This window comes from Clostridium beijerinckii (assembly GCF_008705175.1).
Lineage (GTDB): Bacteria > Bacillota > Clostridia > Clostridiales > Clostridiaceae > Clostridium > Clostridium beijerinckii.
Genome location: NZ_CP043998.1, coordinates 5725001 through 5748455, shown reverse-complemented (window position 1 = coordinate 5748455; position 23455 = coordinate 5725001). Strand labels below are relative to the sequence as shown.

At 29.2% G+C, this 23455-nt stretch carries 19 protein-coding genes (1 of these 19 only partly in view); 15 read left to right on the top strand and 4 right to left on the bottom strand.

The genetic code is table 11. The features are described 5' to 3' along the window. Nucleotides 1–62 precede the first annotated feature (62 nt). From F3K33_RS25315 to F3K33_RS25300, 4 genes are all read left to right on the top strand, one after another. Nucleotides 63–971, top strand: coding sequence for a D-2-hydroxyacid dehydrogenase (locus F3K33_RS25315; protein WP_012061077.1), 909 nt, complete (start codon nt 63–65; stop codon nt 969–971). A gap of 17 nt (nt 972–988) precedes the next feature. After that, entirely contained in the window at nt 989–2245 is a 1257-nt protein-coding gene (locus tag F3K33_RS25310) for a DUF1015 domain-containing protein (protein WP_012061076.1), read from the top strand. A gap of 1190 nt (nt 2246–3435) precedes the next feature. After that, nucleotides 3436–4734 (top strand): sensor histidine kinase, encoded by a 1299-nt coding sequence (locus F3K33_RS25305; RefSeq protein ID WP_069187758.1) that lies wholly within the window; start codon nt 3436–3438, stop codon nt 4732–4734. 21 nt (nt 4735–4755) lie between these two features. Continuing rightward, the gene (locus tag F3K33_RS25300) at nt 4756–5469 is read left to right on the top strand and encodes a LytR/AlgR family response regulator transcription factor (protein ID WP_039770954.1); all 714 of its coding nucleotides are present in this window, start codon (nt 4756–4758) and stop codon (nt 5467–5469) included. Between the two features lie 839 nt (nt 5470–6308). Here F3K33_RS25300 and F3K33_RS25295 read toward each other — a convergent pair. From F3K33_RS25295 to F3K33_RS25285, 3 genes are all read right to left on the bottom strand, one after another. Next, complete coding sequence (locus F3K33_RS25295; protein ID WP_039770956.1) at nt 6309–7514, bottom strand: MFS transporter; 1206 nt, start codon at nt 7512–7514, stop codon at nt 6309–6311. A gap of 19 nt (nt 7515–7533) precedes the next feature. Next, nucleotides 7534–7965 (bottom strand): MarR family winged helix-turn-helix transcriptional regulator, encoded by a 432-nt coding sequence (locus tag F3K33_RS25290; protein ID WP_039770958.1) that lies wholly within the window; start codon nt 7963–7965, stop codon nt 7534–7536. A gap of 365 nt (nt 7966–8330) precedes the next feature. Continuing rightward, nucleotides 8331–9254, bottom strand: a complete 924-nt coding sequence (locus tag F3K33_RS25285) for a DUF2935 domain-containing protein (RefSeq protein WP_039770961.1) — start codon at nt 9252–9254, stop codon at nt 8331–8333. Nucleotides 9255–9414: 160 nt separating this feature from the next. Here F3K33_RS25285 and F3K33_RS25280 point away from each other — a divergent pair, with 160 nt between their 5' ends. The 4 genes from F3K33_RS25280 (at nt 9415) to F3K33_RS25265 (ending at nt 14852) form a co-directional block, all read left to right on the top strand. Continuing rightward, on the top strand, nt 9415–10755 hold the full coding sequence (locus F3K33_RS25280; RefSeq protein ID WP_023976855.1) for a potassium channel family protein: 1341 nt from the start codon (nt 9415–9417) through the stop codon (nt 10753–10755). Nucleotides 10756–10962: 207 nt separating this feature from the next. Next, nucleotides 10963–11556 (top strand): TetR/AcrR family transcriptional regulator, encoded by a 594-nt coding sequence (locus tag F3K33_RS25275; protein WP_035790090.1) that lies wholly within the window; start codon nt 10963–10965, stop codon nt 11554–11556. Nucleotides 11557–11636: 80 nt separating this feature from the next. Next, on the top strand, nt 11637–12458 hold the full coding sequence (locus F3K33_RS25270; protein WP_017212257.1) for a nitroreductase family protein: 822 nt from the start codon (nt 11637–11639) through the stop codon (nt 12456–12458). Between the two features lie 387 nt (nt 12459–12845). Beyond that, nucleotides 12846–14852 carry a methyl-accepting chemotaxis protein gene (locus F3K33_RS25265; protein WP_039770966.1) on the top strand — a complete coding sequence of 669 codons (2007 nt, stop codon included), beginning with the start codon at nt 12846–12848 and terminating at the stop codon, nt 14850–14852. 110 nt (nt 14853–14962) lie between these two features. Here F3K33_RS25265 and F3K33_RS25260 read toward each other — a convergent pair whose 3' ends face one another. Then, nucleotides 14963–15655 (bottom strand): 5'-methylthioadenosine/adenosylhomocysteine nucleosidase, encoded by a 693-nt coding sequence (locus F3K33_RS25260; protein WP_012061067.1) that lies wholly within the window; start codon nt 15653–15655, stop codon nt 14963–14965. Between the two features lie 434 nt (nt 15656–16089). Here F3K33_RS25260 and F3K33_RS25255 point away from each other — a divergent pair, with 434 nt between their 5' ends. From F3K33_RS25255 to F3K33_RS25225, 7 genes are all read left to right on the top strand, one after another. Beyond that, nucleotides 16090–16851 carry a tRNA threonylcarbamoyladenosine dehydratase gene (locus tag F3K33_RS25255; RefSeq protein WP_017212254.1) on the top strand — a complete coding sequence of 254 codons (762 nt, stop codon included), beginning with the start codon at nt 16090–16092 and terminating at the stop codon, nt 16849–16851. Nucleotides 16852–17031: 180 nt separating this feature from the next. Continuing rightward, complete coding sequence (locus F3K33_RS25250; RefSeq protein ID WP_039770969.1) at nt 17032–19830, top strand: sigma-54-dependent transcriptional regulator; 2799 nt, start codon at nt 17032–17034, stop codon at nt 19828–19830. A gap of 213 nt (nt 19831–20043) precedes the next feature. Beyond that, nucleotides 20044–20466, top strand: a complete 423-nt coding sequence (locus F3K33_RS25245) for a mannose/fructose/sorbose PTS transporter subunit IIA (protein ID WP_031276367.1) — start codon at nt 20044–20046, stop codon at nt 20464–20466. Nucleotides 20467–20540: 74 nt separating this feature from the next. After that, nucleotides 20541–21032 (top strand): mannose/fructose/sorbose PTS transporter subunit IIB, encoded by a 492-nt coding sequence (locus F3K33_RS25240; RefSeq protein ID WP_017212251.1) that lies wholly within the window; start codon nt 20541–20543, stop codon nt 21030–21032. 149 nt (nt 21033–21181) lie between these two features. Then, the gene (locus F3K33_RS25235) at nt 21182–21973 is read left to right on the top strand and encodes a PTS mannose/fructose/sorbose transporter subunit IIC (protein WP_154862468.1); all 792 of its coding nucleotides are present in this window, start codon (nt 21182–21184) and stop codon (nt 21971–21973) included. A gap of 21 nt (nt 21974–21994) precedes the next feature. Next, nucleotides 21995–22816: a PTS system mannose/fructose/sorbose family transporter subunit IID gene (locus F3K33_RS25230; protein ID WP_012061061.1), complete on the top strand. Its 822-nt coding sequence runs from the start codon at nt 21995–21997 to the stop codon at nt 22814–22816. 614 nt (nt 22817–23430) lie between these two features. Beyond that, on the top strand, nt 23431–23455 hold the beginning of the coding sequence (locus F3K33_RS25225) for a GNAT family N-acetyltransferase (protein ID WP_012061060.1). 923 nt of this gene lie beyond the right edge of the window; only the first 25 of its 948 coding nucleotides appear in the window; it begins with the start codon at nt 23431–23433; the stop codon falls past the right edge of the window.

Below are 23455 nucleotides of genomic sequence, written 5' to 3'. Positions count from 1 at the left end.
GCTTATAAATTTTATTAGAAATATTAGCAATAAGCGTATTTAAATTAAGGGGGATTTTAAACATGATCAAAGTATTAACAAACGACGGATTAGAAAATGCGTCAATTGAGGCATTGAATGGATTGGGAGTAGAAGTTGTCAATGAACACTTTAACCAAGATATATTGGGGGCGAAATTAAAGGAATTTGATGCAGTTGTTATTAGATCAGCTACTAAGCTTACAGCTGATGTATTTGAAGCAGAAGCAGGCGGAAATTTAAAATTGGCTATTAGAGCTGGTGTTGGAATAGATAACATAGATATTCCTGCTGCACAAGGAAAAGGAGTAACAGTAAGAAATACTCCATCAGCAAGCTCAGATTCAGTTGCAGAACTTGCAATTGGTCATATGTTTGCACTTGCAAGATTTATTGCGATATCTAACTACACTATGAGAAATGGTGAATGGAATAAAAAGAAATATGAAGGAACTGAAATTGCGGGTAAAACACTTGGAATCGTTGGAATGGGAAGAATAGGTCAATCTTTAGCTAAAAAGGCAACTGCTTTGGGTATGAAGGTTGTATATTATACAATTGAAGGAAAACATGATGATTTAGATTATGATTTTGTATCTTTAGAAGAAGTATTAAAGGTTTCAGATTTTATTTCACTTCATGTACCTTATGATAAAGCGGCTGGTTCACTAATAGGAAAAAAAGAATTGGAATTAATGAAGAATACAGCATATCTTATTAATTGTGCTAGAGGTAAGGTTGTTGATGAAGCAGCATTAATAGAAGCACTTAATAAAGGTGAAATTGCTGGAGCTGGTATTGATGTATTTGAAGAGGAGCCAACTAAGAATGAAGAATTAATTAACCATCCAAAAGTTAGTGCTACCCCACACATTGGAGCTGCAACTAAAGAAGCTCAAACAAGAATAGGTGAAGAAGTAGTTTCAGTAATAAAGGAATTCTTTAATCTATAATTTAGGAGGAATTTTTGATGGCGATAGTTAAAGCTTTTAGAGGAATTAGACCAGTTAAGGAATTAGCTTCAAAAATAGCAGCTTTACCATATGATGTAATGAGTAGTGATGAAGCAAGAGAAATGGTGGTTGGAAACCAACACTCATTTCTCCATGTTGATAGACCAGAAATAGATTTAGATCCAGAAATAGATGTACATGATCCTAAAGTATATGCAAAGGCTAAAGAAAATCTTGATAGAATGATAAGAGATGGTGAGTTTGTTCAAGATGAAGAACCTTGTTTATACATATATAGGCAAATAATGAATGGAAGATCTCAAACAGGAATTGTATTCTGTGCATCTATAGATGATTATATGAATAATATAATTAAAAAACACGAGTTTACAAGGGCGGATAAGGAACAGGATAGAATTAATCATGTTGATTATTGTGATGCAAATACTGGGCCAATTTTCTTAACATACAAGGAAGATCAAATTGCATCAGAAATAATAGATGCTTGGATTCAGAATGAAAGTAAAAGAAAACCTATATATAATTTCGTAGCCGAAGATGGTATAACGCACATTGTATGGGTTGTAGATAATGAAATTATTATAGACGAAATAGTTGACCTATTTAAGGAAATAGATTATTTATATATTGCAGATGGTCATCATAGATCGGCTTCTGCTGTAAAGGTTGGGCTTAAAAGAAGAGCTGAAAATCCAAATTATACTGGTGAGGAAGAGTTTAACTATTTCTTAGCGGTTGCATTCCCTGATAATGATCTAATGGTTATGGATTATAACAGAGTTGTTAAAGATTTAAATGGAATGACTAAAGAAGAATTGATTACGAAGTTAGAGGAAAACTTTATTGTAACTAAATCTGAAAATAATGTGCCTGTAAAGCCTGCTAAGAAGCATACATTTGGGATGGATGTTGAAGGAGAATGGTATTTATTAGAGGCAAAAGATGGGACGTTTGATGAAAATAATCCTATAGCGCAACTTGATGTCGCAATTCTTCAAAGCAATGTGTTAACACCAATCTTAGGAATTGAAGATGTAAGAACATCAGATAGAATTGACTTTATAGGCGGTATTAGAGGAATCAAAGAGCTTGAAAAGAGAGTAAATTCAGATATGAAGATTGCTTTTTCTATGTATCCAACAGAGGTTCATGACATTATGGATGTTGCTGATATTGGAGAGGTAATGCCACCAAAATCAACATGGTTTGAGCCTAAATTAAGAAGTGGATTATTTATTCATGAATTAAAATAGTTGTCCCCGTCAAAAAAAGATCGACTAAGAAATAAAAAAGATTGACTAAGAGGCGGAGCAGTAAAAAACAGAACTAAAAATAGAAAAGAATAGAGAGCATAAAAGCGAGTAGAACACAGCCTTCGGGTCGGTTTTCTTAATTCGAATTTATGCTCTTTTTTTCGTTCATTTTATAGGCTCTTTTTAGTTTTTATTCAATTTTCCTTCATTATATATAGTCATACTTTTTTTAACGGCTCCTTCCTGGCTACTGCCTTTGTAGTAGTAAAGGTGAGCCTTCAGAGTCATATTACCAGTTTCTTGCTTTATGCAATCTTTTTTTACAGGAACAATAATTGCCCACGTCAAATAATCTTTGACGACATCATAAAAAGTTTGATTACTTAACAATAAGGATTGGCGAAGTCAGGATTAAGAGATAAGAAAAAAGAATCAATAATATTGATTTTTATATTGAAATTTAAATAGAAAAAAATTAGAGGGATAAGATTAAAGTATTGATTTCCAAGGCTTGAGAGAGTATTGAAATAAGATATTGATAAATCTTATCCCTCTTCTTATATCCTTTTCTGTTCAGTTTTCTGCAAACTTTATTATAAAAAAAACTGTGATTAGTGTGGATATATTAAAAGCAAAAAGGAAGGTTTTGTGGACAATTTTTCTCCAGACTTTATTATAAAGTGTGTATGATTTGAAGATTTGATGGCAGAGAGAATGGTAGGGATAGATGGTACTGGAAAATTTCAGGTGTAGTAAATCATTTTTATAAAGCCCTACTAAGAGTGATGTTTCCAGTTTACTAATTTATTCAATCTTTTTTATGGGAATATAGTTAGGATTTGATTTATGAATTTAAAAATTATTAGAAATAATAAAAATTAATTTATAGTATTACTAAAGGAATTTAAGTGGAAAAGATCAGTAAAACAAATATAATTTTTTATAAATCAAAAGTAAGCATAAGCAATATATAGATAATCATACCATGTTAAGATATAATTTAGATAAGGATATTCATAGCTAATTAGATTATATATATTTATAATTCATGATACAGCTCTGTGCACAAAAGCTATTGGGATATATGGAAGAGCGGATAAAATATATAAATTAGGTACAAGACATAAAATATGGATAGCATACTTATTCGTTATTTGGGGATCTGCATAAAAAATAATAGGAGTGGAGTTATGTACGTTGCAATAATCACTAGTTTTATATTATTTATAGATTTTGCATACATCGATTTATTGCTTAATAGGAAAAGGAGCATTAAATATTCTATATTTATATTTGTAATTAATTATTTGATAATAATATTTGGATGTTTTATTTTATCTACTTTTTTTGAAGATAGTATTTATTATAAATATGCTTCGGTATTTTTGGGGGCTACTATGTTTATAACCATTTATTTGGTTTTTGAAGAATCTATTTTAAAAAAAATATTTACTATGTTTACTGTATGGATACTATCACATATCATATTAATAATATCATCTTATATAATAAGTTTAGTTTATATTGAGGATTATAATTTATACACATCTTATTTAATGTCATTAAGAATTTTTATTCAATCAGCATTTCTTCCATTGATATATTTGTATATTCGGCATCCATATAAAAAAATGTTGGAATCAGCATCTAATGACATAATAAAGATAATATCTTTTTACAGTATAATAATTTTTTTGTTTCTAAATAATTATTACGATTTTTATAATGATCGTGTAGATTTATATTCGGGGGTTAATAGTTTATTAAATGTAATCATCATTATATTATCATATATAGTAGTGTTTATTGCTATTAGGTCAATAAACAAAAATATGGAGTTGGAATATAAATTTAAAATTATAGATACTCAAGTAGAACTACAGAAACAAAATTACAAAAGTTTAAATAAAGCTATTGAAAGTTATTATGAACTGAAACATGAAATAAGGCATCATATGTTAGTGGTAAAATCAATGATAGATGCAAAAAATTATATAGCAGCTTCAGAATATATGGAAAAACTTACTGAAAGTGAAATAAGTAAAAATGTAGGTATATTATGCAAAAATTTTACCGTGGATTCAATTTTGAAATATTATATGAGTATTGCAAGGAAGAACGATATTGATTTTAAGGTGAATTTAAATATACCTGAAGATATTAACATAGATAAGCTTGACTTGTCTATTGTTATAGGTAATTGTGTGAAGAATGCAATTGAAGCTTGTGATAATATTAAAGATAAAGGAAAGAAGTATATTAATATAAGAGCTGAAATTAAGGGTTTTCAATTAATAGTTAAGATCAAGAATAGCTTTAATGGACAGATCATAAAAGAGGGAAATATCATAAAGACAAGTAAAACTGAAGATGGACATGGTATTGGGTTGATTAATATTAGAAATATAGTCGAAAAATATAATGGTTATTTAAATATTAAATATGATTATAATGAATTTGAAGTAGATATTATTATGAATTATAACTAATGCAAATGGGTGATGATAGATATGATAAATATAGCAATTTGTGATGATATTATAGAAGAACTTGAGATGGTATCTTCCTATGTATCAAAAAATATTAAAGACTTAGATATACCTTTTAAAATAAGTTCCTTTAGGGAGGGACAAGATCTTATTGAAAATATAAATTCATCGAAGCAGAACTTTGATATAATATTTTTAGATATTTATATGAAATTTTCTAATGGAATTGATATTGCAAGGAGAATAAGAGACTCTGATAAAGAATGTAAGATTATATTTATAACATCATCAAAAGAGCATGCTATAGATAGCTATGATGTATGTGCTTTGTATTATATTTTAAAGCCTATAAATGAAGAAAAACTTACCAATGCAATTAAAATAGCTGTGGAAAGCTTAAATAAAGAGAATAAACAAGTTATTATAATGAATAAAAAGGGGAACTATAGAATTCCATATAAAGATATTATATATGCAGAAAGTAAAGCAAGAGTTGTAAATATATATATGAAATCAAGTGAGGTCATTAGTTTCTATTCAAAACTTGAGGATTTTTTTCAAAGCCTTAAAGATGAAAGGTTTCTCAGATGTCATAAGAGCTTTGTTGTAAATATGGATTTTATTTTAAAGATAGAAAATAGTTGTGCTTTTATGCTCAATAACATAATTATACCTATAACCAATTCTAAGATAGCCTTAATAAGGGAGAAGTACTATGATTATTTACTAAAATAATCATAAGGCACAGTCAAGATAATAATAAGTCAATTTGCCAATAGATTTTCTATTATTTCTATGTCGGCAAGTAGACATATATATGTTATAAAAATAATTCTTCGTCATTATTACTCAAATATCGCAAGAATTTTAGGCGTAATTATGAATTGTTATTTTTTTCAGAAGCGTGAAAAGATAAGCATACATGAATGGTAAAAAATCATGTATGCTTTTTTGCAAGTTTTTACATTTTAAGCCTTAATTTTTACATTAATGATTTATATGATGAAATGTGTGATATATATATTAATAAATGATGTACATAGTTTTTTTAATGAGTAGGGGGGATTTGCTTGGAAAAAGATTAGATTTTGGCCATAAATTTCAAATAAAGATTTAATAATATTATGTTTATTAAATCTTTATTTGAAATTGAATCAATTGATTTAATTAAATTTTATATGAAGGAGATGTATTTTTATGGTTAGTAAGATTGTTTGTAGATTATCAATTCGTCAAGCTAATATAATTTACAAGTTTTTTAAAGTTGGCTTTATATTTCATAATGGACAAGGTTCTCCATTTATAGATGTTTAGATTCAAAGTTTTTGGATTTTTTTGGAGGTTATTCTTTTTAATCTTCTTATTTTCTTCTGAGTTTTTTGCAAACTTTATTATAAAAAAATGTGATAAATGTGGATATATTGAAGGAAAAAAAGAAGGTTTTGTGGATAGATTTATACAGACTTTAAATGAGATAAAAGGATTCAGAATTTAATAGATAGAAAATTAGAATTGATAAAGGAACTGAAGGATGTTAGCAAAGTGGAATTCCACTAATGCAACAACCCTTTAATTTAGGAAAGTTTCTCTTCTATAATTTCTGGTTCTTCAGAATTATCTATAAAAACATAATAGGAGTATATCAATAAAAGCAAAATTATAAAAATAGCAGAAAATCTATACATAATTGCATAACTTTTATGCTCAGCAATGAAACTTAGAAGAATTGATCCAAGTGTATAGGATAAATCCATGGAAGATAAGAAAGTTCCGTTAGCAGCTCCTTGCCTATTAGAAGGAGATCGGTTTACAGCCCAAGCTTGAAGAGAAGGCTGAACGGCACCATACCCAAGTCCGTAGAATAAGGAGGAGAGTATAAGCATTAAAATAGAGTTTGCATAGGAGAGAGTTATAAGACCTATTATTAAGCAAATTGAGCCGGGTAATATTACTACAGCATGTCCTTTTTCATCAAATATTTTTCCAACAAGAGGCCGTGTTATTAAAATCATTGCAACAAATCCAATAAAATAAATCCAAATAGAGGATATTTTTAGCTCCTGCCCGTATAACATTATATAACTCATAATTCCACATAATGTGATTACAAGAAAAAAGCATAATAAAGAAGGCAAGGCTGCTTTTTTTTCAAAGGAATCTTTTAATGAGCATTTGGAAATCGTATTAGATGTTGAAGAGATTTTTATAGTTGATTTAACTTGACTGAGAAATATAATACCAATACCTACTAAAGTTATTGAAATAAGAACAATATTTTTAAAACTGTATAAATTCATTATTACTATTGCAACCATAGGGGATAATGCCATGGATATTATCATTGAAAGAGAATAGTAGCCCATGCCCTCACCGCGTTTCTCTTTTGGCACAATATTAGAAAAAATTGCAGCAGCACCAGTAGAAGCAAGTCCCCAACCTATGCCTTGAATGACGCGAACCAATATTATTGCATCTATTGGAAGCCAGATATATGATAGTGTGCTTCCAGCAAGTATTAGAGCGCCTAAAAGCAGTAGAGGTTTGATTTCGATCCTATCCATAATATTGCCTATGAATAATCTAACAAGTAAAGAAGTTATTGAAAATGTACTTACAACTAGGCTGGCTTCTAAATTATTACCGCCACATAGCTTGGCATATGCAGGAAGAGTTGGAGTTAACATATAAAAAGCTAAGTATATAAATAAATTTGAAAGTAGCATAAATATATAATTTTTGGTCCAAAGTTTTGATGCATTAAAATGATTTTTTATTTCCATATTGAATTCTCCTTTTGTATTATAAGCTATTTATATTTTTATCAATTTTTAAAAGAACTGCATTATATACTTCAAGTTTTTCAAGAGATATGTCTTTAAGTAATTTATTAAATAAATCTTCTAAAAAAGGAGAAATATCTCCAACAAGATTCAAACCACTATCTGTTATATGGATTTCAAAGGAACGTCTATCCTCTTTGCTTGGATGTCTTTCAATGAAAGCCTTTCTTTCAAGTATATCAAGTATTCTAGCTAAAGTGGATTGGTCTTTGCCTGAAACTTTAGCTAAAAGTTTCTGACTTATCTTATTTTGTTTAGAGAGTTTTAATAGTACTGTCCATTGCTCGGTTGTAATATTAAATTTTTCTAACTTATTATTTAGATAAGATGTTAATTTTTTAGAAACTTTATTTGTTAACATTCCAATATCTTGATCATAGGATTCAAACATATAATTACCTCCAGTAAATAAAGTTGTTGTAAATATAATTGTTTTACAAATAATTGCTACAACAACTAATTATAAGTATATTTGAAAAAAAAATCAAGACTAATTTGATTATAGAATAAAAACTATAATGAAAAAAATTTATTAATAATAAAAAGATCCACATTATAAACAAAGTTATCAACAGATTCTGTTGATAACTTTGTTTATAATGTGTGAACAATAGCATAAATATTTAATACTTATGTCACTTTTATATTTGATTGATAAAGATATGTTCTACTAATCAATCGAGAGATATATTTAGACGGAATTAATTTAACTGTCTTGTCTATTTTGAGTTATAAATTACTTCAAATTAAATGAATTTAAATGTTGCTGAAGGATTTTAATAAGTTTATATAGTGATTTGATTCTCTAAGAACATGATCAGCAAAAAGTGGTAGAATTATTGATTTAATTTTGCAAGTTAAAAGGCCTTCAGTACTCTGGGCTTTGAAATTTCTGAGATTAGTGGCTGCACTTAAGGTAGTCTCGGTAAGTTCGGACAAATCTTCTGCGGATTTATCCATATCAGAAGCCTCATCTCTCAATGCCTCGAATTCTTTTCCGAAATTATTAGCTATATTGAATAATTCTACTTCGGTAGGATCTAGCATTCCTCTAATAGTAAATGAATGTTCTGCTAATTTATCATCCCAAAAGTTTTCAAGTATTAGTATATCTCTCTTAGTACCAATTCCGACACCACTTTGCAATCGTGTTAGAAGCTCTGTAAATATTATTGCTTCACTAAGCACATGGTTTAGAACTGCAGGATATAAAGTCGTAAATACCTTACAAGATAGGACATCATTTCTAAGTTTTGTTTTAAATTTAATAATCATATTAGTTGCAGCTATAGACTGGTGGTTAAGCATATATACATTATCGGTTAAAATAGATGTATCACTATTTCTCATGCCAGATATTAATGACTTTTCCATAGAAGTTATATTAGAGTCTATAAAGATTCCAGTAGCAAATTGAGTAGCTTTTTCAGCATCCATTGTATATTTTGTGATTATTTCATTGGAATCTAATGTTTCGAAAGGGATAACTCCATCTGATAGTAATATGGCACGAGAGAGTAACGTTGTAAATTCATTTTTAAAGGCATCAGCTTGACTTATAAGATCTTTGTTCTTTGGCGGTAGGGCTGCTTCAATAAATATCGAGTGTTCCCGCATAATTCTTAGAAAGAATAAGTTTAATTCTAAAGATTGGTTAATAAACTCTTGTTTTGATAGCATTTTCCACTCCTGAATATATTCTTTATATCTTTATTAATATATTCAAAAATAAAAATTAAGTGATATATTAATTTTTATCAATTCGCATTATTATGGAAGCTGGGTGGTAAATAATATATAATAAAATAAAAGTTATATATACTTTAGGATGAGGTAGATAATGAATAAAGAAATATTAACTAAAGGCTTTGATGAATTAGAGCTAGGAAAAGATATTAAAGAAACAGATGATTTTATATTGATTGATAAAGATGGAGTTATATTGGAATATAGAGTCATTTTTACAGAGAAAGAGCTATTGGAATATATTGATGACCATAAAGGTCATACAGAAAATAGAAGTGGCTTATTAGTGACATTTGAATGTAATAATATTTTAGGAGAATTTTATAATACCATATTTTTAAGGAAATTTAGATTTGATAGCTATTCTAATCTCAAAATGGATAGTCAGTTACGACTGATACTTAATAATTGTGAATTTGTTGAGGATATAGAATTATTAGGGGGAGATTATAAAAGAATAAAAATCAATAACTGCATAATAAGAAATAACATGTTTGTAAGGTTCATAAACTGTGATAAGTTAAGAATAAGCGAAACTGTGGTTAAAGAAAGCATAATAGTGGAGAATTCTGAGTTTGGAAAATTCTATGGAAATGCATCTATATTTAAAGAAAATTTACTTTTTCAAGAAGTTAACATACTGAATGATTTTATCCTTGACAAAATTAAAGGAGAAAAGGAATTATGCTTTGTTGATTGTAGATTTGAAGGATTAAGTAAGTTGGAGTTAGATATAAATGGAGAATTAAGTTTTTTGCAGTGTTCTTTCTATAAAAAATCAGAAATTAATTTTGACGATATTAAAGGTAAGTTTAGTCTGTATAAAACTAATTTTTCAGATAAATGTTATCTGGAATATGAACTATTGGAAAATAAAAAGTACAAGCCTCTGATTTTTGACAATGACTTTAAGAAAACAAAATGGAACTTTTTGATTGTATCAGATATATATAAATCTAGTGGAAGGATAGATCAATACCTTGAAACGCTTTATTATTTTAAGAAGTATGAGAGATTAGAGAGAAAAAGTAAAAATAAAGGTAATTTTAATTTGCTGTATTATTTAATTGGCATAACTACAAAGTACTATACAAGTTGGGAGAGAACATTATTGTCTATGGTAGTCGTGATTGTTTCATTTTTTCTACTATACTGTTTCTTTCCTAATTTGCTGATGTGCAAGGATGTTCAATTAAATTCAAAAAATCTATTCATAACAATATTTGAAATGCTTAAGAATTCAAATTTTGATGCTAATTTTTTAATTAGTAAGCTTGGTAATACATTATATTTTACAATAATAACATTTACAACCGTTGGATATGGTGATATAATTCCGCTAAACTGGATGAAGATGGCTGTTGGTTTAGAGTCATTCTTGGGAGTGTTTTTTACATCAAGCTTTGTAGTATCTCTATCAAGAAGATTCATGTAATGAAAGTAAATATATTAATTTCAAAGTTAAAGTCTTAAAATTAACTCTTGAGAACTTATGAATATCAATAAAAAAATCACTGCATTTTTGCGGTGATTTTTATTTATCAAAGTTCATTAGCTTGACAAATAGTTATTGAATAGTATACTGTATGTTATACAGTATGATGTTCAATATGCAGAGTCTATAATAATAGGAGGTGAAAACATGGGAGAAAATGATGCTAAAGAAAAGTTGATAGATGTTACTATACATATGATATGTGAAGGCAAAAAGCCTAGTGAAATTACCGTAAAAGATATTACCGAGAAGGCAGGACTTGGCAATGGAATGGTAAACTATCATTTCCAGAGTAAAGATAATTTAATTCGTCTAGCAGTAAAAAAGGTTATGAGTTGTGCAACGAGATCTTTAAGTGAGAAAATGAAATCAAAGAGTAATGAATCATCAATTTATAGACTCACCTTCATATTAAAAGAAGTTGCAAACTTTATTGCAGATAATTCTGAAATTTCTAAAATTGCGATTTTAGATGATTTAGAGAATAATCAGATGACAGCACATTTACTAGGGTCAGAAGAGGAATACAATAAGTGCCTTAGGGAACTTTATGGAGATGACACGCATAAATTTTGGGTTAAGAACTACTTAATTGCAGGATATTTAAATTACATATTCTTAAAGGCAGAAAATATAAAGAATGAAATGGGATTTGATTTCTATAAAAAAGAGGATAGAGAAAAAGCAATTGAGAATTTAGTTAATGAATTAGTCAATTGTAATATGTCTAAGATGAAATAGGCAGGCAAATTTATATAAATATATTGTGAATACTTAAAAATAATAATAGATAAATTTAATATAAAAGGAGTAATTATACTATGATGATTGTAGATAAAGAAAAGTGTGTGGGATGTGGACTTTGTGTTAAAGATTGTTTTCCTAATGATATTGAAATAAATGGGAACAAGGCAGAAATTAAAAATGTTAGATGTATGAAGTGTGGACACTGTATTGCAGTTTGCCCTAAAGGAGCAGTATCTACAGATGAATATAATATGGAAGATGTAAAAGATTATAATGAGTCTGAGTTTAAGATAGAATCGGAGAAACTTCTTAATTTTATTAAATTTAGAAGAACTACAAGACAATTTAAAGATAAAGAAGTAGAAAAAGAAAAGATATTAAAAATTATTGAGGCTGGTAGATTTACTCAAACTGGAACTAATAGTCAAAATGTTTCATATGTAGTTGTGGAAGATAATATTGAATTATTGAAGGAAATGGCTTTAAAAAACTTAAAAACTAGAGGGGAGGAAATACTTAAAAATCTAAATCCACAAACTTTACCTTTCAAGAGATACGCACAAATGTGGATTAAAATGTATAATGATTATAAAGAGGATTCTAAGAAGAATGATAAATTATTTTTTAATGCACCTGCATTAATTCTTGCAGTTTCAGATTCGACTGTAAATGCTTCTTTAGCGTCATCTAATATGGAACTTATGACTAATGCTTTAGGCCTTGGAACATTTTTTAGTGGATTCTTTACAATGGCAGCACAGGGAAATGATGAAATAAGAGACTTACTTGGTTTAAAAGGTAAAGAAGAAATTGTAACATGTATGGTTGTTGGATATCCTAATGTGAAATATGTTAGAACTGTTCCAAGAAGAGATGCAAATATCTCTTGGAAATAGGAATTAATATTATATAGTAAAAATAGAGTTATCTTAGATTGGGTTTCCGGTATAAGATGACTCTATTTTATTTATAAAAAATTAAAGATCTTTGTAATCCAGCCTAATTATTTATGATAATAAAATAATTAGGCTAGATTAAATATTAAATTAGCTTAACATTTATCTTTGCAAGTAAAAGTGAATATTAAAATCAAGGATATTCAATTAGCTTATTTTCGACTACTTGAATATAGTAAAATACAATGTTATCATGAAAATATTATATTTAGCCTATTAAGTTATATTATTACAGATAAGTTGTGTTTATATTTGCTATTTGTAGTATTATGTATATTAATGTAGTTAATTCTAGAGAAAGATAAAGTTTATAGGAGTGTTAATGAAATGAATAGGAATAGTAAACTGTTTAGAAAGATAGTGATTGGAATTATCATTATGCTTCTACTCCCAACTGTAACTGTTGGATTAGTAGCAATTTTTAAGTCTGATGTTGTTTTGGAGAATAATTTGAAGACTACAAGTGTTCAAACTATTAAAGAAGTTGATAAAGGTTTTTCGCAATATCTAGAAATTTTGAATACTCAATTGAGAGTAATATCGAAAAATGCCGATATCAAAGATTTATCAAATCCGCAAGTAGATCATGCACTAATATCTAAATATGTACAAGGTATGTTTAAAGATACTAAGGATTCAATAAATGGAATTATTAATGCAGGATATGCAACTGAATATGGAGAGCTTGTATTAGATAGTGGAACGATGAATATTAATGATTTCAATTATAAAGAAAGGGAATGGTATAAGAAAGCTAAGGAAGCTGATGGAAAGGTTGTATACATAAAACCATATAAAGATAGCGTAACAGGAAAGCAAGTAATGACAGTTGCTCAAGCTGTTAAAGATAATAATGGACAAATCACCGGGGTAATAGTAATAGATATGTCTTTAGATTCTATGCAAGAATATATTAGTAACATAAAACTACTGAATACGGGATTCATAGTACTAGTCGATAACGATGGAGATGTTGTAGCAAATAACAATAATAATAAAGAGATAGATGATAATATTAGTAAATTACCATTTTGGGAATCAGCTAAGGATGAAGAAAGAGGAGTATATAATTGGAAAAATAATGGGAAAGAATTTTATGCCTGTCAAGAAACAGATGCTTTAACAGGGTGGAAAATGGTAGGTATAATTGATGGCAAAGAAGTAACAAATAATGTTTTAACAATGAAGGTAACAGTTATTACTGCTAATTTATTATGTGTAATTATAGGAATAATTATATCAATGATTTCAGCATCGTATATTGTGAAAGAAATACATAAATTAAAAGAAGCGTTTAGTACAGTAGCTGAAGGAGACTTCAGTAAAAGAATAATTGTAACGGCTAAAGATGAATTCGCTGAACTTGGAGATAACTTTAATTTTATGGTAGAGAATATCTCGAAATTATTGAAAGGAATTCAAAATACATCATCTGATTTATTGGAGGCATCAGGAAATATATCTAGTATGTCTGAGGAAACAACTGCATCAGTATCAGAAGTTTCAAATGCAATACAAGAAGTTGCAAATGGAGCTACAAATCAAGCGCAATCAGCAACAGAGGTCGCAACGAGTACTGAAGAATTATCAAATAGGATAGATGAAGTTGATGGAGAGACTAATCATATTAATGAGTTAGCTGGTGAAGCTGAGAAATTAGGTACTCAAGGATTATCTATACTTAATGACTTGATATTTAAAGCTGAAAAGTCTAAAGAAAATGCAATTAAGTCTGGCGGCATGGTTCATGAAATGGGAGAAAGTATAAATAAAATAAATTATATATCGGATGTAATAGCAGGAATAACTGAACAAACTAATCTTTTAGCCTTAAATGCAAGTATAGAAGCTGCAAGAGCTGGAGATGCGGGAAAAGGCTTTGCGGTGGTTGCAGAAGAAATCAGAAAACTAGCAGAAGAATCAAAAAAATCTACAGATGAAATAAAAGCAATTGTTTCAGAAATAAATAATAAGAGCGATTCTACCAAAATAGCCATGAAAGAAAGTAGAGAAATGTCACAAAAACAAGGAGAGGCAATAAAGAAAACAGAAGGTATATTTAATGAAATAGTTGATTCTATAATTCCTTTAACAGGCGCAATAGAAAATATTAAGGTCTTAAATGAAAAAATGAAATTAAATAAAGAAGAAGTTAAGACACAAATTGAAAATATAGCAGCGGTTTCAGAGGAATCGGCATCAATATCTGAAGAGGTTACAGCATCAGCTCAAGAAGTAAATGCAACAATGGCAGAATTAACAGAGTATGCTGGCAATTTGCAACAAATATCATATAAATTGCAAGAGGAATTAAAGATGTTTACTGTAGAATAGTATTTTAAATAGGAAGACATTAATATAAAGAAAGCCATCTTTTGTAAGTGTATATAAATATGTTTAGACACTTTCAAGAGATGACTTTTATATATAAGATATTATTTTTACTACATCATTTCTAACATTTGTTTTATTATTCTAGTAGAATTTTTAACTGCGATTGGTACAAATTTCTCATAATCCATATGAGCACCATTATTTGCGTTATCAGAAATAGATCTTATAACTACAAAAGGAATTGCGTTTAGATAGCAAACTTGAGCTATACTAGCGCCTTCCATTTCACAAGATATTGCTCCAAACTCCTGATCAAGCCAATGAATTTTTTCTATATTTGCTATGAATTGGTCACCAGAAGCGATTCTTCCTGTAAAACTATTTAATTCTGCAATTTTCTCGCATGCATTCTTAGCTATAGAAACCATTTCTTTATCACATTTAAAGTCAAATGTATCGAGTCTTGGAATCTGCCCAACCTTATCTCCGAAAGCTGTAGTATCCATGTCATGTTGAACTAAATTTTCAGCAACAACAATATCACCAGGATAAATTTCTTTTCCTATTCCACCAGCAACTCCTACATTGATAATTTTATCTACTTTGTATTCAGATGCTAATATTTGAGTGCAAATAGCTGAATTAACTTTACCGATACCGCAAACTACAGCTACAACATCTTTTCCATATAATTTTCCTTTGTGGAAAGTCATATTAGCCTTATCTTTTTTTTCTTCAATAGTTAAATCATTTAGTAATAGTTCTAATTCTTCTGCCATAGCAGCAATTATTCCAATAATCATATATAAAGTGAGCCTCCTAAAATAATTAATTGATAAATATCATATAACCTATGTATATATTTAATTATTATGTAAATTTATTGAGTAATATATAGAAATTAAAAATGAACAAGTTCTTAATATGAACAAAAGCAGTAAATTTCATCATATCCCTATCAAATTCAATAAATTGCAGTAAAATAAATATTTTGGTTAAACATAGATGATACTTAATATATATTATAATCATTAGTTTGACAATTTAATAGATAAATTTGTAAAATTATTTGTGCACTCCGTGTGAGGGTAAAAGAAAGGCTTTGGTATTAATTAACATATATATGTAAATAATCATTATTAAGGCTATAATATATAATAATTATACTGCCAATTTTCGATTGTTTTTGTGTTATAATATCAATTAAAAGTATAAGATAATTAAGGAGAGAAAATTTATGACAGCACAACATTCTTTATCAAGAACTGAACTTTTGATAGGTAAAGATGGATTAGATAAATTAAAACATAGCAAAGTTATTGTTTTTGGAGTAGGTGGAGTTGGAAGCTACACTATAGAGGCTCTTGCAAGAGCAGGAGTAGGTGAGTTAATCATAGTTGATGATGATACTGTTTGCTTAACAAATTTAAATAGACAAGTGCATGCTACATATAAGACAATAAGTCAACCTAAAGTAGAAGTGATGAAAGAAAGAATATTATCTATAAATAGAACATGCAATGTTATAACACATCAAATTTTTGTTACACAAGAAAATATAGAGTCTATAATTCCTGATGATGTAGATTATGTAGTTGATGCAATAGATACAGTGTCAGCTAAATTAGGTTTAGTAGAATATTGTTATAAAAAGGGCATAAGAATAATGAGTTCTATGGGAACTGGTAATAAATTAGATCCTACACAATTTAAAGTTACAGATATATTTAAGACAAAAATCTGTCCTTTGGCTAAGGTTATGAGATCTGAGTTACGTAAAAGAGGAATAGAAAAATTAAAGGTAGTATATTCAGAAGAAGTTCCGATAAAACCTAACTATGATGATGTTGTTACATGTAAAACGGGATGTGTTTGTACTGGTGGTACTAAGAAGTGCGCTATTAAAAGACAAATACCGGGAAGTATATCATTTGTTCCTCCGGTTGCAGGAATGATAATTGGTGGAGAGGTTATAAAAGATATATTAGAAATAAAGTAATACTAGATTCAGGTATTGGTCTAAAAGCTTCAAGTATATAGTAAATTTATAGTGATTGATTTTAACTGACTCTTTTGGTGAAGTATATTGTATTTTTTTTGGTAAAAGGATACTATATATTTACTTGAAAGAGTTAGTTTTTTTATTAATTATAGACAAATCTAAAAGAAGGTGAGCATCATGAAGCGTATTGATAGAATTTACAATTATATCGAAAATAACTCGAAAAAATTTACAAAGAATAAGCTCTTAGAAGTTAAAGGATTTAGCGCGCAAGAAATAGGAGAATATCTTGAAATATTAAGAAGTAACGTATCAAGGGAACTTAATACACTATGTAGATATTCCAAAATTATCAAGATTAAAAATAGACCCGTTCTTTATTTCGATAGAAAAAGCTTTGAGGAAATATTATCTATAAAGTTACCAGACGATTTGGAAGAGATATTAGATATTATGGAATTTGCCTCAAGTGAAGATGTGGTAAGAGATGAAGAACAATCTCCTTTTAACTATTTAATTGGAGCTAATACCAGCCTAAAAAATCAAATCGAACAAGCAAAGGCTGCGCTCTTATATCCTCCTAATGGACTTCACACATTGATAATTGGAAGTACAGGAGTTGGGAAAAGCTTATTTGTTAATATAATGTACCAGTATTCAAAATATATAAAAAAGTTACCTGAAGATGCGCCTTTTGTTGTTTTCAATTGTGCGGATTACGCTAATAATCCACAATTACTTTTATCGTATATTTTTGGACATATTAAGGGGGCTTTTACAGGGGCTGATAAGGAAAAAGAGGGAATTGTTGAAAAGGCTGATGGAGGAATACTATTCTTAGATGAGATACATAGATTACCACCAGAAGGGCAAGAAATGATTTTTTATTTCATGGATACAGGAACCTATAATAAGCTTGGAGAAACAGATAGGCAGCGCAAAGCTAATGTATTGTTAATAGGCGCTACAACAGAAGATCCTAATTCTACATTACTAAATACTTTTATTAGAAGAATTCCTATAACCATAGTTATTCCTAACTTTGAAGAGAGATCCGTACAAGATAAATTAGAACTTATACACTATTTACTTTCTAAGGAAGCTCAACGGGTAAATAAGACTATTAAAATTTCATCGGAATCGATAAAAGCATTAATTGGAAGTACAACATATGGAAATGTGGGTCAATTAAAGTCAAATATACAGCTAGTTTGTGCCACAGGATTTCTGAATTGCATGAATACAGATAAATGTATTGAGATAAATTTAGATTTACTACCAGAAAGCATGAGAAATGGGATACTTAATTTTGAAGGTAAAATAAAAGATGATTCCAATTTTTGGGGAAGGGTTCCTAGTACATTAGTGGTTAAACCTGATGGTAACAAAACTTTTCTAGAGACTGACGCTTATGAGCCACCATTTAATATTTACAATATTATAGAGGACAAGGCATTTGTTTTACAAGAAGAAGGTATGAGTGACCAGGATATTAAAAATTATATAACAACAGATATAAATGTTCATTTAAAGCAATTTTATGCTAGATTCAAGAATGATGCGTATCGTAGAGAAGGTTTATTGAAAATTGTTGATAAAGATATTGTTGATTTTGCTGAAGAAATAAAAATGTTAGCTGAAAATAGATTGAGCAGAAAGTTAAGTGATAGATTTATATATGCTATAAGCCTACATTTCAGCGCGTTATTTAATCGTATAAAGAAAAACACAGTATCATTTTCAACAAATATTGAGTTAACATTATCATCTAATAGTAAAGAATATGGAGTAGCTAAAGAGATTCATAAGTTAATAGAGGATAGATATAACTTAATAATTCCAGAAGTTGAAATAGAATATTTAGCTTTACTTCTAAGCTCAATACAAGAATTATCACATCAAGAAAGAGTTGGAATAGTAGTTGCATCTCATGGTACAAGCACTGCTACAAGCATGGTGGCGGTGGCTAAAAAACTTTTTGATGCAGATAATATTGCAGCAGTTGATATGCCGCTTGAAAGAAAACCTTCTGATATTATAGATAGTGTTATTGAAAAAGTTAAGCAAGTAGATGAAGGGAAAGGTGTATTACTTTTAGTAGATATGGGATCTTTAAATAGTTTTGGTGAAACTATAACGAAAAAGACCAAGATAAATATTAAGAGTATTGATATGGTATCAACGGCTCTAGTACTAGAAGCAGTCAGAAAATGCTCAATTTTTGATGCTGATCTAAATTCAGTATATTCATATTTAATTACTGATTTTAGAGGATATACTAATAATATGATGACAGAAGGTAAAATGGGAGAAGAGAATGCTATAATTACAATTTGCTCCACAGGTAAGGGCGCTGCGATTAAACTCAAAGAGTTAGTTGAAGCTGTAGCAAAGAATATCTCAATTAACGATAATGTTAGAATAATCCCAGTAGGATTAAATAATCTAAATGAGTCAATAAAACAGATTTCGCGGAAAAATAAAATTTTAGCACTTGTGGGAATAGCAAATCCTAATATGGGAATTCCCTTTATATCGATTGAAGAACTAATTGATGGATCTGGAGAAAATATTTTAAGAAATATAATTGAAGGAAAGGATATTAATCCGGTTATAAAAGGAGAAAATCAGATTGTTTTAAAAAATCTTTGTAAGCAAACTTTAACAGAGATTTTAACCTTTCTTAATCCTGAAAAGATATATTCGTTATTAGATGATTTTATAAAATCTATCGAAAAATCTTTGAATGTACATTATGAGAATCCAACTAAACTAAGAATTATGTTTCATGTTGCATGTGCATTAGAAAGGATGCTTTTAAATAATGGACTGGTATATGATTCATCTGATTCAGAATTAAATCCAAGATATCTGGAAGTGTTAAGAAGAGCAAATTTAATATTTAAAGAAGCTTTATCAATAGAGCTGACGGATGATGAGCTATACTATATGATTGATGTTATAGATGTGTGTTAAATTTAGTTTATATAAGAAAAATAATGTGTCAAAATACAATTAAAAGTGTGTCAAATAATACTTTAGAGTGTCAAGGTGAAAACTTATCCGCATTGTATGCGTTTAGAATTCATGTTTGGAGAAAGGTATTTGTTGACACACTTTTTTGGCATGGGAATTGCTAGGTATATTGGTATAGAAATAATATATGTAGCAGGAAAGGATGATGAAATAATGATAGCAGTAATCATAGGTACTCATGGTATATTCTCGGAAGAAATCCTTAAATCAGCTGAAATGATTTTTGGAGTCCAAGAAAATGTGGGAAGTGTTACTTTTCAGCCAGGCGAGGGTATAGATGCTCTAGTTGAAAAATACAATTCACTTATAGAAAAAATGAATTCAACAGATGGCGTATTGTTCATGGTAGACCTTTTTGGAGGAAGTCCATTTAATGCAGCGAGCATAATTGCAATGAAGCATGAGAATATGGAAATTGTGACAGGTGTTAATCTCCCAATGATATTAGAGGTTCTAGGAAGTAGAGATTTTTCAAGTGTGTCAGAACTTTTATCAATTGCAGAAAATTCGGGAAAGGAGGCTATAAGAACTTTATCTAAAAATATTGCAGAGGATTTAGATGATGAGATAATATAGCAACCTATGATTAGTTAGTATAAGAATTACATGAATTTAATTATAATATGAAATTTGAAAGGTGAGATATAAAGATGGAAATTAGTTTTGTAAGAATAGATGACAGATTAATACATGGACAAGTTGCAACAGTTTGGACAAAGTATAGTGGATGCAATAGAATATTTGCCTGCAGTGATGAAGTTGCAGCAGATGACTTAAGAAAACAATTAGTAATTCAAGTAGCTCCTCCAGGGATAAAAGCATATGTGCTTCCAATAGCAAAGGCAATTGAAGCATATAATAATCCTAAATTTGACAGTTTTAAAACTTTATTCTTATTTACAAACCCTACAGATGTATTAAGAATGGTTGAAGGTGGAGTACCTATTAAATCTGTAAACGTTGGAGGGATGTGCTATAAAGCTGGAGATAAACAGATCACAAATGCATTGTGCATGAATGATGTTGATATTGAGGCGTTTAAAAAGCTTAATGAAAAAGGCATCGAATTAGAAGTAAGGAAACTAGCAAAAGATCCTAAAGTAAATTTGATGGATAAATTTAAAGAATTACAACTTATATAGATATAAATTTTATCTAACAACCAAAGATAAGGTCCTTTAAAAACTCTTAGATTTTGATAGAAGGAATAATAAATCCTGTTAAAAGATTAGATATATAAAATTTAAAAAAGTTTTTATATATAAATTAAAAGAAAGAGGGGAATTTACAAATGAGCACTTTACAATTAATTTTATTAGTAATAGTTGCAGCAATTACTGGTATGGCAAGTGTACTTGATGAGGCACAATTTCATAGACCAATAATTGCGTGTACATTGGTTGGACTTGTACTAGGGGATATTAAAACAGGAATTATACTAGGTGGAACACTTGAAATGCTAGCATTAGGATGGATGAATGTTGGTGCAGCTATGGCACCAGATGCGGCGCTTGCAAGTGTAATTTCAGCAATACTTGTTATAATCGGTAAACAATCAATTGGAGCAGGTATAGCAGTAGCAGTACCAATTGCAGCTGCAGGACAAGTTCTTACTATATTTGTGAGAACAATAACTGTATTTTTCCAACACTTAGCTGATAAATATGCTGAAAAGGGTAACACAAGAGGAATAGAAATGTGTCATATACTAGGGCTATCACTTCAAGCAATACGTGTAGCGATACCAGCAGCCATAGTAGGAGTACTTGCAGGAACAGATGCAGTAAATGCAGCACTTGCAGCTATACCACAAGTTATTACAAGAGGACTTCAAGTGTCAGGTGGATTTATAGTAGTTGTTGGTTATGCAATGGTAATGAATATGATGAATAGTAAATCATTACTACCATTCTTCTTCATTGGATTTCTACTAGCAGCATTTACAAACTTCAATTTAATTGGTTTTGGTGCTGTAGGTGTTATTGCAGCAATATTCCATATAAAATCAATAGCTAATGAAGGTAAAGTAGCAGTAGCTGGAACTAGAAGTATTGATGATATTGATGATTCAGAGTTAATGTAAGTACAGAAAGGAGATAAAATAATGAGTGAAAAGAAATTAAATAAAAGTGATATAGTAAAAATGTTTATCCGTTCAAATTTCTTATTGGGATCATTTAATTTTGAAAGAATGCAAGCAATAGGTTTTTGTGTTACATTAATTCCAGCTTTGAAGAAATTATATAAAGGTGACGAATTAAGTGCAGCACTTAAAAGACATTTAGAATTCTTTAATACACAACCATTTATGGCAACGCCAATTATGGGAATAACAGCTGCCATGGAAGAACAAAAGGCAAATGGGGCAGATATAGATGAGGCATCAATAAGTGGTGTTAAGATTGGTCTTATGGGACCACTTGCCGGAGTTGGAGACCCAATATTCTGGGGAACACTAAGACCTGTGCTTGCAGCATTAGGGGCAGGACTTGCACTTACAGGAAGTATAATTGGACCGCTAATTTTCTTCATAGGATTCAATGCAATAAGACTTGCAACAAACTGGTATGGAATGTTCTATGGATATGAAAAAGGAACTCAATTAGTTGCTGATATGGGAGGAAATAAACTTAGATATCTTACAGAAGGTGCTTCAGTACTTGGATTACTTGTTATAGGTGGTCTTGTTTCAAAATGGACAACTGTTAATATACCTTTTGTTCTCTCTAAATATACACAAGCTGATGGAAAAGAAGTAGTTACAACTATTCAAAGTGTACTAGACAGCTTAATGCCAGGATTAGTTCCGCTTTTACTAACATTTTTATGTATGTATCTATTAAAGAAGAACGTGAATCCATTAATAATAATCTTTGGATTATTTGCAGTAGGTATTTTGGGCGTAGCTTGTGGAATATTACAGTAGATATATAAATATCAAATAAATAAACGGTTAAATTAGATAATATAGTAAACTTCCTTAAAAATAGAACCCGCAATATATTAGCATGGTATGTAGAAATATCAACAATATATTGTGGGTTTTGTGTATAAGTATGTACTAAATCCGACTTTTGTGGATAAAATTTATGCATTAGGTCTAAGTATATAGCTACAATAGTAAATTTGCATTTGATATCTGAATAATGTAAGTTCACAATCAAGATTAAATCTAGAAAACCAATATTAGTATATATGGTACTATAAAAATATGAAATATATAATCTCTTATATATTTTAAAAAGAGAGGGTTATTTATGAAACTAGAGTATAATTATATTGCTTTTCTAATTATCAATTTTTAGTTAGTGTAAGAAGGGCGTATAGGGTTATGAGGTGGCACTTATGTAACCAGTAATAATCTTCTATATAGAATTTAGGGAAATATAATTGATAAGAGTAACTAAGATTACAGCAAAAAGGAAAATTAAAATAAGTGTTGAATGATTATATAGGAATGTTGAATAGTGAAATTGAAAATAATAAATAATGGATTAAGAATCGAGAAGACAGATTTTCATAATTGTAGAGGGGAATTATATGGAATCAAACATGAAAGTAAAGA